This window comes from Janthinobacterium sp. 75 (genome assembly GCF_004365495.1).
Taxonomy (GTDB): Bacteria; Pseudomonadota; Gammaproteobacteria; order Burkholderiales; family Burkholderiaceae_D; genus Janthinobacterium.
The window spans coordinates 5,002,144-5,014,334 of record NZ_SORD01000001.1; the positions used below are offsets into that span (position 1 = coordinate 5,002,144).

Sequence of the window (12,191 nt, forward strand, 5' to 3'; positions counted from 1 at the left end):
CAGCACAACAGGAGCGATGCCATGCATACCGACCACGAATTACGCAGCGAACGACCTTTACGCCTGGAAAAAGCGCGCACCAAGGTTATCGAATGCCTGTCCGGCACGGCCTGGATTACGGCCTATGCCCAGTTCGAGGATTGCGTGCTGCGCAGCGGCGAACGCTACACGATACCGAATGACGGCCTGGTGCTGGTCGAAGCCGTGGGTAGCGGCCACATCCGCGTGCATGGGACAGCCGCACCCCGTCCCGCCCTGCTGCGCTGGCTGAACCTGGCACTGCCTCACCCACTGAATACAAGGAATACATGACTCTAGCAGCCACCCCATTACGCGTCCTCGTCACGGGCGCGGCCGGCATCATCGGCACCGCTTTCTGGAAGCGCCGGCACGGGGAATTCTCCCTACGCCTGGCCGACCTGCACACTGAGGGATTGGCTGAAGCGCCCTGCCCCTCCACCCGGCTCGATGTGGCCGACTACGCTGCCTGCCTGGCCGCTTGCGCGGACGTCGACGTGGTACTGCACCTGGCCGGCGTGCCGCACGCCAGCGCCGACTTCGATGCGCAATTGCTGCAGCCGAACATCATCGGCACGCACAACATCTTCCGCGCGGCACAGGCGCAGGGAGTGAGAAGAGTGGTGTTTGCCAGCAGCGCGCAAGCCGTGGAAGGCTATCCGCTGGATATGCAGGTGCAGGAAAGCATGCCGGCCCGGCCAGCCAATATGTATGGCGCCAGCAAGGCCTTCGGCGAAGGCGTGGCTTGCGCGTTCGCGCAACAGCATGGCATGACGACGATAGCCGTGCGCATCGCCAACGTGGCCCACTTTGCGCCAGGTCAACAGCACAGCGCGCGCGACATCGCCGCCTTTATCAGCGAACGCGACGTAGTACAGCTGCTGGCCCGCTGCGTGAGTGCACAGGTGCCGGCCGGCTACCACGTCGTGCATGGGGTATCGGAGAACCGCTATAAACGGTTGTCGATTACGGCGACGCGCCAGCTGGTGGGCTACGCGCCGCAGGATGACGGTTTTATATTGCTGGGTTTGTAGCCTCAGCCCTTGCCCCGCCAAAAGCAATTGCTGATGTTTTATGATTCATAAAGGCATGTGCTAAGATCGATGTTGAGCTTCATGTACTTCCTCAAAATTTTTATCCATATAGGAAAAGCACTTGCGGTGCTGAAGTGCCGGGTACAAAAAAGCACCCGAAGGTGCTCTTTATTTCTTTGTTAGGCTTCCTTTTCCGATTTGATAGCTCATAGAATCGAAGAGGAAATCAGCTAATGTTTTGGCCGAATTAACCGCAAGTTTGGCATGATGTCGACTAGGCTTATAGGTAACGCCATGAGCATCGGACATTTTATTTCGCATTGCCGCCAAACCATTGATGATATTACTTAGCCCAGTTAAAACCTGCTTGAGTGAGTCGGAAATGTCTTGCCTACTGGGATCTAACTGAAGTAGCTTACGAGTTCGGTTGAACATTTTCACTAAATCACCGTCGTTTCCTACCGATTGTGAGGGATCGAGCTCAGCCTCAATTTTGACGCATACTGCCTCTATCAAGCTTCTAGCATTGGTGATTGCACCTGAATAATCACCCACATCAATTTTTTCTCGACACTTTTGAATCTGCTCTTCAATTAGGAGCTCACCGAGTTCTTGCGACTCTTCAAAGCGATTTTCTACTTCAATGATCCCACCAGCTAATTCACGAACCTTATAGAAATTTCCATCACGGATAGCTTCATAGCCGTCATAGCGTAATATCTCGTTTAGCTGGATCGCACATGCTTCAACAACATGTCCGTTCGCAGCAAGCTCAATCCACAGTCTCGGATCAAGCATCTCTCTTATGACGTCCTTCAGTTTAGGTTTCCCATTAAGTTCAGCTACTTTTTCTTTGGAAAAAGCAGATCTACTAGGAAACCCTTGCTGATAGACATCTCTGAAGCCCATTTTATTGAAAAAGGCAACGAGCTTCGGCCCACTTCTGTAGGGCCAGCCGCTGAGATCACCGGCAATGAACTCAGCAATCCTTTGGGCTGAAAAATCCGACAATTTCATTTATCACCAAACTGTAATTTATGTCGCATAACGAGCTATACAGTTCCCACACATCCATTCGCCATCGTCATAAATCCCTCCAGTCATATCGGTATGCTGGTTGCACCAGCCACACTCATGGGAAGCATGGGTATCTTCATACTTAAATCGTTTCGGCTCTGTGTAGCCCGCCTGATGAGACGGCAACAGCTTCGGATCGGGTGGTGTAGCAAACCTGCCGCAGTTGCTACACCAATGACCACCGTGGTGCTCAATCGTACTGGCCTTCTTGCAATGAGGACAGACAACTTGGTCATGCACCGTGGCCGGCGCCATGTTGGTGCTCACGAGCTCTGCAATGCTCTCCACCCGTTTGCAACTCATGCCGTTGATGTTCAAGTGGTTCAGAAGCGGATCAAAACCCTTATCGCCACTGAGTACGAAGCATTGGGTATCAGGAGCTGTTTCAAACGTCCTACCTAATTCAAAAGCTATATGGAAGTCCAAGGCATTCTTGCCGCTACCTGATATTTTCAGGAAGTCCACACGGCTGAACCTGTGAGCCGTTGCTGGCTTCCTGGCAGCTTTTGGAGGGTTCTGATTGGCGCCGACGAAGATGATGGCTCGGAAGCTCTCATCGAGGGTAGACAAATCAACCTTGTGCTTGTTTTCCAGATCAACAAGTAAGAGCTTTTTCATGTTCAATTAGCTAAAAGGGAGTTAATGATAATATTGCCAAAAGTAACTTTTCCCCGATATGTAATTTTACAATTATCTAATTAACAGCATGGAAATTAAAGTTTTTTGATTAGCCTCAGCAACTCACTCCTCGTATATGCACCATCTACTTCATTGTTATCAAACGCTATCATGTAATGGTAACAATGACCAGTTTCGTGCTTGGAAAATCCCTACTTGCTCGCTTCTTTATCCCACTTCCTGAGCACAGCAAGCTTTTCACCAATTTTGATCTCTAACCCCCTTGGTACGGGTTGGTACCACCCTGGATCACCAATACCGTCAGGAAGATAGGTTTCACCAGCAGCATAAGCATTGGGTTCATCATGAGCATATCGGTATTCATGCCCATAGCCAAGTTCTTTCATGAGCTTGGTCGGAGCATTACGCAAATGAACGGGCACTTCACGGCTTTTGTCTTTCTTCACAAATGCCTTGGCCTGGTTATATGCGTTGTAGCCCGCATTGCTTTTAGCAGCAACAGCCAGATAGATTACCGCTTGGCCTAAGGCCAATTCACCCTCCGGACTGCCAAGGCGCTCATACGTCAACGCTGCATCGTTGGCAATCTGCATGGCCCTTGGATCGGCAAGACCAATATCTTCCCATGCCATGCGAACAATGCGCCGGGACAAATAACGAGGATCAGCACCACCGTCCAACATTCTCGTTAGCCAGTAAAGGGCCGCATCAGGATTGGAGCCGCGAACAGATTTGTGCAGGGCCGAAATCTGGTCATAGAAATTATCCCCGCCTTTGTCAAACCGCCGACTATTCAAGGTCAGCGCGTTTTGAAGAAAGTCAGCGGTGATAAGCGTGATGCCAGAGGTCTTGGCCGCTGTATTGGCCTGCTCCAGAAGATTCAAGAATCGCCGGGCGTCACCGTCTGCATAGCCAATAATAGTATCGACAGCCTGGTCTTCAAACGTGAGAGCGCCAAGAACGCCTTCCTCTTGAACACGTGTCAATAACAGCTTGAGTTCTTCCTCTGTCAGCGATTTCAGGACATAGACCTGAGCACGTGACAACAAGGCGGAATTCACCTCAAAAGAAGGGTTCTCGGTTGTAGCTCCAATGAAGGTCACCAAGCCGCTTTCCGCATAGGGTAGAAGAGCATCCTGTTGAGACTTGTTGAACCTGTGAATTTCGTCCACAAACAAGATCGTGTGCTTACCCAGAGCCAAATTCTGCTCAGCCTGCTCCATTGAGGCACGAATATCCTTTACGCCGGAGAAGACGGCAGAGAGGGCAATGAACTCGCACTTGAAGGCCGACGCAGTCAGGCGCGCCAGAGTGGTTTTACCAACACCCGGAGGTCCCCAAAAAATCATGGAGTGCGGCTGGCCCGACTGGAAAGCCAGCCTTAAAGGCTTGCCTTCCCCCAGCAAATGTGACTGGCCAACAACCTCATCGAGGGTCTTGGGGCGCAACGCTTCAGCGAGCGGCGCCACGGGCTTTTGCGAAAACAGATCCGCCATGACAATGTCCAGTAAGAAAAGCAAAAGCCCCGCATCGCTGCGAGGCCGGTCGATAATGAAGCACGAATGACGTTAATTATTTATCACATCCGCGCCCTTGGGCATGACAAATTTAAAGTGATTGGCAGATAAGGCCGGGTTTTTCTGGAAATTCTTGAACGCCAGCACCGAGGTCTGGCCGAACGAGTCACGCAATTCCATCGCTTCGGGCACGCCATTGCGCAGGCCGATGGTGATTTCATCAAACGTCGTATCCTTGGCCTTCGGCGTCGCTTTCAGCCATTCCAGGCCATCGCGCGTACCCGCTTCGGCCAGGGTGAAATTCTTTTCCAGGTCGTTGCTGCCAAACAGGATGGCGGCTGGCGAGGAACCGAGCGCGTCGCCCAGTTTCTTGACCGTCACCTGGCTCAAGTCCTTGTCGTAGATATACAACTTGTCGCCATCGGCTTGCAGCAGCTGCTCGTACGGTTTCAGATAGGTCCAGATGAACTTGCCTGGACGGGCAAACTCGAACGTGCCGCTGGCCGGCGTCGACACTTTCGCCTTGCCGCTGGCGTCCGCCTTCTTGACCTGGCGCTGCACGAACTCGCCCTTGGCCGACTTGGTGCCGGCGGCAAAGCTTTTGAATTGTTCCAGCGCGCTGGCCGAGGCGCTGGCCGCGAACAGCAGGCTGCAGGCAACGCTGGCCGCACCTATCATCATTTTTGTTGCGAAAGTATTGCTTTTCATTCTATTTACCCTTGTTCGCTACTTGCCGCCGGCACCAGGATTTCCCGGTTGCCATTGGATTGCATGGTTGATACTACCCCGCTCTGCTCCATCTGCTCGAGCAGACGGGCGGCGCGGTTGTAGCCGATGCGCAAATGACGCTGCACCAGCGAAATCGACGCGCGGCGGTTTTTCAGCACCACCGCCACCGCCTGGTCGTACAGGGCATCGGCCTCGCCGCCGCCCTCGCCCGGCGCGCCGCCTTCGGCGCCATCGCCTTCCAGGGTGCCGCCTTCGAGGATGCCCTCGATGTAATTCGGTTCGCCCTGCAGCTTCAAATGGCTGACGACCCTGTGCACTTCTTCATCAGACACAAACGCACCGTGCACGCGCATCGGCAAACCGGTGCCGGGCGGCATGTACAGCATGTCGCCCATGCCCAGCAGGGTTTCCGCGCCCATCTGGTCGAGAATGGTGCGCGAGTCGATCTTCGACGATACCTGGAAGGCGATACGCGTAGGAATGTTGGCCTTGATCAAGCCCGTGATCACGTCTACAGATGGGCGCTGCGTGGCCAGAATCAAGTGCAAGCCGGCGGCACGCGCCTTTTGCGCGATACGCGCGATCAATTCCTCGACTTTTTTGCCCACCACCATCATCAAATCGGCCAGCTCGTCGATGATGATGACGATGGTTGGCAGTTTATCCAGCGGTTCCGGCGAATCCGGCGTCAGGCTGAACGGATTGGGGATATGTTCTTCGCGCTTTTTCGCATCGGCAATCTTCGCGTTGTAGCCGGCCAGGTTACGCACGCCCATCTTGCTCATCAGCTTGTAGCGGCGTTCCATCTCGTTCACGGCCCAGTTCAGCGCGTGGCCGGCCTGGCGCATGTCGGTGACCACGGGCGCCAGCAAATGCGGGATGCCTTCGTAGACGGACATTTCCAGCATCTTCGGATCGATCAGGATCAGGCGCACGTCGAGCGGGTCGGATTTATACAGCAGCGACAGGATCGTCGCATTGATGCCCACGGATTTACCGGAACCGGTCGTGCCGGCCACCAGCAAGTGGGGCATCTTGGCCAGGTCCGCCACGACGGGCTTGCCGGCGATATCCTTGCCCAGCGCAATCGTCAGGCTGGACACGCCATCGTTGTAGACCTTGGAGCCGAGGATTTCCGTCAGGCGCACGATCTGGCGCTTGCTGTTCGGCAATTCCAACGCCATGTAATTCTTGCCGGGAATGGTTTCCACAACGCGGATCGAGGTCAGCGACAGCGAACGGGCGAGGTCGCGCGCCAGGCCCACGATCTGGCTACCCTTCACGCCCGTGGCCGGCTCGATTTCATAGCGCGTGACCACAGGGCCGGGGTAAGCGGCCACTACCTTGGCGTCCACGCCAAAGTCCGACAATTTCTTTTCAATCAGGCGGCTCGTGAATTCCAGCGTTTCCACGGATACCGTTTCCACCACGGGCGGCGCCTCGTCAAGCAGGGACAGCGGCGGCAGCTTGCCATCGCCGGGGGTTTCAAACAGATGCGCCTGGCGCTCTTTTTCCACGCGCTCCGATTTCACCACGGTAACGACTTGCGGCTCGATCTTCACGGGCGGCGCGGCCACGTGCTTTTCCACGTGCTTGGCCCGCTCGATGACCACCACTTCGTCGCGGCGCACGGCAGCCACTTCGCCCTGGCGGCGGTCTTCGCGGTCCTGGTAGCGCAGCACGAACCAGTTGAAGGCGTCTTCGATGGTGCCGCCGATGCGCTCGGCTACTTGTAACCAGGACACATGGAAGAACAGGCTGAACCCCAGGCCAAACAGCAGCAGCAACAACAAGGTGGCGCCCGTGAAACCAAACGCCACGTGGGCCGAGTGGCCCACCAGCTGGCCCAGCACGCCGCCCGGCTCGCGCGGCAGCTGCACGTGCAGGCTCTTCGCCATGCGCAGGTATTCCAGGCCCATGCTGCCGATCAGCATGATGGAGAAGCCGACGATGCGGATCAGCATCTCGACATGGTGCTCGCGCTCCACCTCTTCCTCTTCCAGCAGGAAGCGCTTGCTCAGGCGGCGATAGCCATTCCACACCGTGCGCAGCAGCCACACGCACCACCACCAGGCGGAAAAGCCGAAGATATACAGCAACAGATCGGAGAAGGTCGCACCCAGCTTGCCGCCCAGGTTGGCCACCTTGTCGACGGAGGTCGCATGCGACCAGCCCGGGTCAAGCTTGTGGAAGCTGGCCAGTATCAGCACAAAGTACAGGGCAAACGCGGCCAGCGCGAACCAGCGCGCCTCGGACAGCAGCCGTACCAGCCGGTTCGGCAGAGGCCGGCGTTCGACCGGTTTACGGGTGTAGCTATTTTGATTGGCCTGGGCTGGTTTAGTCATTCTGGGAAGCGCTGCAAGGTGATAAATGTTTCTGAAAGGGAATTTCCCATAATAAGGAAGTATTCTAAGCCATATATGCCCCGGACGGCCCCACGATTCGTCGCTACAGGCGGCTTGGTCTATAATCGTGGATTGCTTGCGCAAGCGCAATACGCCCTTGTTCTTCGCGCGTATGCCCCCAATTCGGATAGACCCCACTCATAGAGAAGCTTCCCATGACCACTACCAAACACGCCCGCGTTTTGATCCTCGGCTCCGGCCCAGCCGGCTACAGCGCCGCCGTCTACGCCGCCCGCGCCAACCTGAACCCAATGCTGGTCACCGGTGTGGAACAGGGCGGCCAGTTGATGACCACCACGGACGTGGAAAACTGGCCAGGCGACCCGATGGGCGTGCAAGGCCCGGACCTGATGCAGCGCCTGCTGCAGCATGCCGAGCGTTTCAATACGGAAATCGTGTTTGACCACATCCACACCACCTTCCTCAACGAAAAGCCGATCCGCCTGAAGGGCGACAGCCACGAATACACGTGCGACACCCTGATCATCGCCACGGGCGCATCCGCGCAATACCTGGGCCTGCCATCGGAAGCGCAATTCATGGGCAAGGGCGTGTCCGCCTGCGCCACCTGCGATGGCTTCTTCTACCGCAACCAGGAAGTGGCCGTCGTCGGCGGCGGCAATACCGCCGTCGAAGAAGCGCTGTACCTGTCGAACATCGCCAATAAAGTCACCTTGATCCACCGCCGCGACAAGTTCCGCGCCGAAGCGATTTTGATCGACCGCCTGAACGCCAAGGTTGCCGAAGGCAAAATCGTGTTGAAATATAACCACACTCTGGACGAAGTGACGGGCAACGAAGGCGGCGTAACGGGCCTGAACATCAAATCGACCATCGATGGCAAGGTCGAAGCGTTGAGCGTGCACGGCGTATTCATCGCCATCGGCCACAAGCCAAACACGGGCATCTTCGAAGGCCAGCTGGACATGCACAACGGCTACATCAAGACCAAGACGGGCCTGGAAGGCATGGCCACGGCCACCAGCGCGCCGGGCGTGTTTGCCGCCGGCGACGTGCAAGACCATATCTACCGCCAGGCCATCACCAGTGCCGGCACGGGTTGCATGGCAGCACTGGACGCCCAGCGCTACCTGGAAGGCCAGGAGTAAGCGTCGCATGGCGTCGATGAAAGACTTCGCCGACCTGAAAGCGGTCAGCAAGCAACTCAAGGAGCAGGCAGACGCGCGCGCGCAAGCCGCGGCTGAACGCGCCCAGCAGGTCAAGGTGCAGGCCGTGGAGAGCAATCTGTTCAAGGCCAGCATCGGCGGCGTCAAGCGCCTGCCCGAGTCGGATCGCTACGCGCCCAGCCTGCCCAAGGCGGGCGCCATGGCGGCCCAGCAGCCGGCGCGCAAGCTGACGCCGGAAGAGGATCATGCGGCCGTGTTGCGCGAGTCGCTGTCGGACTTGTTCGAGGTCGACCATTACCTGGAAAACGATCCGGCCCTGAATTACGCCCGCCCCGGCGTGGGACCGGACGTGGTGAAGAAGATGCGCAAGGGCCACTGGCCAATCCAGGATGAGCTGGACTTGCACGGTTTGCGCCGCGACGAAGCGCGCGACGGCATCGGCGCCTTTTTGAACCAGGCGACGCGGCGCAAGCTGCGCTGCGTGCGCGTGATCCACGGCAAGGGTTTTGGCTCGAAAGGCCAGGAACCGGTCTTGAAATCGATGGTGCACAGCTGGCTCGTGCAAAAGGATGAAGTCATCGCCTTTTGCCAGGCACGCCGCTCCGAAGGGGGCGATGGCGCGCTGGTGGTATTGCTTTCTTCCGCTCTTCAGCCCATTCGCTGAGCTTGCCAGCAAGAAAACACAATTCAGTAACAAGTTAGCCCAATTAAGTCCCATGCACACGGCCCCGTTTGTCACCATTCGGGGCCGTGTCATGTTAACCTGTGACAATTATTTCCTGCTCAAGCGCTCCACCCATGATGCCACCCCAATTGCCGCCTGGCTCGCTGATCAAGATCATTGAGGTCATCGCCATCCTGGTGGGCGCGTTTTCCGGCTTCATCGAAGCGCGCCGCAAGCGCATGGACCTGGTCGGCGTGTTCGTCGTGGCATTCATTACGGCGTTTGGCGGCGGCACCTTGCGCGATATCCTGCTCGACAAGCGGCCCTTGTTCTGGGTCTCGCACCAGGAATACGCCATTCTCATCTTCGTGCTGGCCCTGACGGCCGCGCCATTGATCCAGCATTTGCGCCAGATCGTCTCGGAACGTCTGATCGTCATTGCCGACGCCATCGGCCTGGGCATGTTCGCCATCGCGGGCGTGGCCGAAGCCATGCGCGCCGGCATGCCGATCTTCATCGCCTCAATGATGGGGGTAATTACGGGGATTTTTGGCGGCGTGATGCGCGACATCGTCTGCAATGAAGTACCGATGGTATTTCGCGACGGCAAACCGTACGCCATTTGCGCGTTTTTCGGCTGCTGGGCCTACCTGCTGCAGATGCACTTCGGCGCCGAGCACGACTTCGCGCTGTGGACCAGCGCCAGCGGCATCACAATCTTGCGCCTGATATGCTGGAAATTCGACATGCGGCTGGGGCGGTGAAGCGCGCTGCTGCGCAATCGGGCAGCTTTGGTGGCTCAGCAGCGTCGGCTTACGCGCTGGCGCGCTAACCCGACCTGCGGCATGACACACATTGCTATACGTAGGTCGGATGAGGCTCGAAGAGCCGCAATCCGACAACATCGCTGGCGCAGCCACCAGCAAAAACTTAGACGGCGTCCGGACCCGTTTCACCCGTGCGGATGCGGATCACTTGCTCCACGTCGCGCACGAAGATCTTGCCATCGCCGATCTTGCCCGTGCGAGCAGCCTTGATGATGGCGTCGACCACCAGTTCGGACACGCTGTCGTCCACCACCACTTCGACTTTAACTTTCGGCAAGAAGTCGACCACGTACTCGGCGCCACGGTACAGCTCGGTATGCCCCTTCTGGCGGCCAAAGCCCTTCACTTCCGTCACGGTCAAGCCCGTCACGTTCACATCGGCCAGGGCCTCGCGTACTTCGTCGAGCTTGAATGGTTTGATGATGGCGGTAATCTGTTTCATGGCTACTCCTTAATATTGTTGGATTGTGGACAGATGGCTGCTTACTCGTAGAACTTGGAGGTAATCGGATAGCGCCAGTCGCGGCCGAAGCCACGGTGCGTGACGCGGATGCCCACCGGCGACTGGCGCCGCTTGTATTCGTTGATCTTGATCAGGCGCGTGACCCGGGCCACATCGGCCGGCGGGTAGCCAGCCTCGATAATCTCGGCGATCGGACGGTTTTCTTCCATGTACAGCTGCATGATGCCGTCGAGTACCTCATACGGCGGCAAGGAATCCTGGTCCAGCTGGTCGGCGCGCAGCTCGGCCGACGGTCCGCGCGTCAGGATACGCTCGGGTATCACGTCCGACACGCTGTTACGCCACGCACACAGGCGGTACACCAGCGTCTTGGCGATATCCTTGATGACGGCAAAGCCGCCCGCCATGTCGCCGTACAGGGTGCAATAACCGACCGCCATCTCGCTCTTGTTGCCCGTCGTCAGCACGATGCTGCCATGCTTGTTCGACAGGGCCATCAGCAAGGTGCCGCGGATGCGCGCCTGGATGTTCTCTTCCGTCGCGTCTTCCGCCAGTCCCGCGAATTCCCCTGCCAGGGTGGCGCGGAAGGCATCGAAGGTTTGCTTGATCGGAATTTCATCGTAGCGCACATTGAGGCGATTTACCATGTCGCGCGAATCGATCCACGAGATATCGGCCGTAAACTGCGATGGCATCATCACGGCGCGCACCTTGTCGGCGCCCAGTGCATCGACGGCGATGGCCAGGGTCAGGGCGGAATCGACGCCGCCCGACATGCCGATCAGCACGCCAGGGAAGCCATTCTTGCCGATATAGTCGCGTACGCCCAGCACCAGCGCCTGGTACACCTGCGCCTCGGTCGTCAACGGGGCGGCCAGGGCCTGCGGCACGGGCGTGGCGCCGTCGAACTCGACCAGCTGCAAATCTTCCTCAAAATGGCGCAGCTGGGCGCAAATCGTGCCGGCCGCATCCATGACAAACGAGTCGCCATCGAAAATCAGCTCATCCTGGCCACCGACCAGGTTGGCGTAGACCAGGGCCATGCCTTGCGCGCTGACGTTCTTGCGCATGGTTTCATAGCGCAGATGCTGCTTGTTCATGTGATACGGCGAGCCGTTCGGCACCAGCAGCACTTGCGCGCCAGCCGCGCGGGCACGCATGGGCGCGTGCTGGAACCACGTGTCTTCGCAGATATTGATGCCGAAACGCACGCCTTTCACGCCAAACACGAAGGCCTGATCCGACGACGTAAAGTAACGCTTTTCATCGAAAACGGTCGTGTTCGGCAAGTCGTGCTTGCGGTAGGTGCCCAGCACTTCGCCGTTCAGCAGCACGGAGGCGGCATTGTGGCGCACGCCCTTCTCGTCTTGCAGAGGCAAGCCCACCACCACGTGCAAATCCTTGAACTGGGCCAGCTCCAAGGCCAGCCCCGCAAACGCTTCCTGCGTTTTTGCGTAGAATGCATTGCGCAGCAACAGGTCCTCGGGTGGATAGCCGACCAGCGACAGTTCCGGCGTGAGCACGATATCGGCGCCCGCCTCAAAGGCGCGGCGGGAAAGGTCGAAGATCTTGGCACGGTTGCCGGCCAGATCGCCGACCGTACTATTCATTTGAGCAATTGCGACTTTGACTGTCATGATGGTGGAAATTTCGTTTTATTAATTTTATTAAACAAGAACAAGACAGGGGCG

Annotated in this window: 12 protein-coding genes; 5 read left to right on the plus strand and 7 right to left on the minus strand. The window is 57.4% G+C overall.

Annotated elements, in window-relative coordinates; translation table 11 throughout:
- Positions 1-21 precede the first annotated feature (21 nt).
- A complete protein-coding gene (locus tag C8C89_RS22735) occupies positions 22-312 on the plus strand; it encodes a DUF2917 domain-containing protein (protein WP_166674831.1) in 291 nt (96 codons plus the stop codon).
- The gene (locus tag C8C89_RS22740) at positions 309-1,052 is read left to right on the plus strand and encodes an NAD(P)-dependent oxidoreductase (protein WP_133992703.1); all 744 of its coding nucleotides are present in this window, start codon (positions 309-311) and stop codon (positions 1,050-1,052) included. Before C8C89_RS22735 ends, C8C89_RS22740 begins: the two co-directional genes overlap by 4 nt.
- Before the next feature lie 168 nt (positions 1,053-1,220).
- Here C8C89_RS22740 and C8C89_RS22745 read toward each other — a convergent pair whose 3' ends face one another.
- From C8C89_RS22745 to C8C89_RS22765, 5 genes are all read right to left on the minus strand, one after another.
- Positions 1,221-2,069, minus strand: a complete 849-nt coding sequence (locus tag C8C89_RS22745; RefSeq protein ID WP_133992705.1) for an abortive infection family protein — start codon at positions 2,067-2,069, stop codon at positions 1,221-1,223.
- Between the two features lie 18 nt (positions 2,070-2,087).
- Positions 2,088-2,747, minus strand: a complete 660-nt coding sequence (locus C8C89_RS22750; RefSeq protein ID WP_101480436.1) for a PIN domain-containing protein — start codon at positions 2,745-2,747, stop codon at positions 2,088-2,090.
- A gap of 212 nt (positions 2,748-2,959) precedes the next feature.
- Positions 2,960-4,264, minus strand: coding sequence for a replication-associated recombination protein A (locus tag C8C89_RS22755; protein WP_133992707.1), 1,305 nt, complete (start codon positions 4,262-4,264; stop codon positions 2,960-2,962).
- A gap of 72 nt (positions 4,265-4,336) precedes the next feature.
- A complete protein-coding gene (gene lolA, locus C8C89_RS22760) occupies positions 4,337-4,993 on the minus strand; it encodes an outer membrane lipoprotein chaperone LolA (protein ID WP_133992709.1) in 657 nt (218 codons plus the stop codon).
- Positions 4,994-4,998: 5 nt separating this feature from the next.
- Positions 4,999-7,359, minus strand: a complete 2,361-nt coding sequence (locus C8C89_RS22765) for a DNA translocase FtsK (protein ID WP_101480434.1) — start codon at positions 7,357-7,359, stop codon at positions 4,999-5,001.
- A 215-nt stretch (positions 7,360-7,574) separates the two neighbouring features.
- Between C8C89_RS22765 and trxB the strand changes: the two genes are divergently transcribed.
- From trxB to C8C89_RS22780, 3 genes are all read left to right on the plus strand, one after another.
- The gene (gene trxB / locus C8C89_RS22770) at positions 7,575-8,528 is read left to right on the plus strand and encodes a thioredoxin-disulfide reductase (RefSeq protein WP_133992711.1); all 954 of its coding nucleotides are present in this window, start codon (positions 7,575-7,577) and stop codon (positions 8,526-8,528) included.
- Positions 8,529-8,535: 7 nt separating this feature from the next.
- Entirely contained in the window at positions 8,536-9,210 is a 675-nt protein-coding gene (locus tag C8C89_RS22775) for a Smr/MutS family protein (protein ID WP_133992712.1), read from the plus strand.
- A gap of 134 nt (positions 9,211-9,344) precedes the next feature.
- Entirely contained in the window at positions 9,345-9,974 is a 630-nt protein-coding gene (locus C8C89_RS22780; RefSeq protein WP_034786156.1) for a trimeric intracellular cation channel family protein, read from the plus strand.
- A 166-nt stretch (positions 9,975-10,140) separates the two neighbouring features.
- Here the strand turns inward: C8C89_RS22780 and C8C89_RS22785 are convergent, their stop codons facing one another.
- Both C8C89_RS22785 and C8C89_RS22790 read right to left on the minus strand, forming a co-directional pair.
- A complete protein-coding gene (locus tag C8C89_RS22785) occupies positions 10,141-10,479 on the minus strand; it encodes a P-II family nitrogen regulator (RefSeq protein WP_034758685.1) in 339 nt (112 codons plus the stop codon).
- Between the two features lie 41 nt (positions 10,480-10,520).
- A complete protein-coding gene (locus tag C8C89_RS22790; protein ID WP_133992714.1) occupies positions 10,521-12,137 on the minus strand; it encodes an NAD+ synthase in 1,617 nt (538 codons plus the stop codon).
- Between the last annotated feature and the right edge of the window lie 54 nt (positions 12,138-12,191).

What these genes read in the sequence shown, in the direction of transcription:
- C8C89_RS22735 (WP_166674831.1), top strand. Translation starts at nt 22, where the DNA reads ATGCATACCGACCACGAATTACGCAGCGAACGACCTTTACGCCTGGAA.
- C8C89_RS22740 (WP_133992703.1), top strand. Translation starts at nt 309, where the DNA reads ATGACTCTAGCAGCCACCCCATTACGCGTCCTCGTCACGGGCGCGGCC.
- C8C89_RS22745 (WP_133992705.1), bottom strand. Translation starts at nt 2,069, where the DNA reads ATGAAATTGTCGGATTTTTCAGCCCAAAGGATTGCTGAGTTCATTGCC.
- C8C89_RS22750 (WP_101480436.1), bottom strand. Translation starts at nt 2,747, where the DNA reads ATGAAAAAGCTCTTACTTGTTGATCTGGAAAACAAGCACAAGGTTGAT.
- C8C89_RS22755 (WP_133992707.1), bottom strand. Translation starts at nt 4,264, where the DNA reads ATGGCGGATCTGTTTTCGCAAAAGCCCGTGGCGCCGCTCGCTGAAGCG.
- lolA (WP_133992709.1), bottom strand. Translation starts at nt 4,993, where the DNA reads ATGAAAAGCAATACTTTCGCAACAAAAATGATGATAGGTGCGGCCAGC.
- C8C89_RS22765 (WP_101480434.1), bottom strand. Translation starts at nt 7,359, where the DNA reads ATGACTAAACCAGCCCAGGCCAATCAAAATAGCTACACCCGTAAACCG.
- trxB (WP_133992711.1), top strand. Translation starts at nt 7,575, where the DNA reads ATGACCACTACCAAACACGCCCGCGTTTTGATCCTCGGCTCCGGCCCA.
- C8C89_RS22775 (WP_133992712.1), top strand. Translation starts at nt 8,536, where the DNA reads ATGGCGTCGATGAAAGACTTCGCCGACCTGAAAGCGGTCAGCAAGCAA.
- C8C89_RS22780 (WP_034786156.1), top strand. Translation starts at nt 9,345, where the DNA reads ATGATGCCACCCCAATTGCCGCCTGGCTCGCTGATCAAGATCATTGAG.
- C8C89_RS22785 (WP_034758685.1), bottom strand. Translation starts at nt 10,479, where the DNA reads ATGAAACAGATTACCGCCATCATCAAACCATTCAAGCTCGACGAAGTA.
- C8C89_RS22790 (WP_133992714.1), bottom strand. Translation starts at nt 12,137, where the DNA reads ATGACAGTCAAAGTCGCAATTGCTCAAATGAATAGTACGGTCGGCGAT.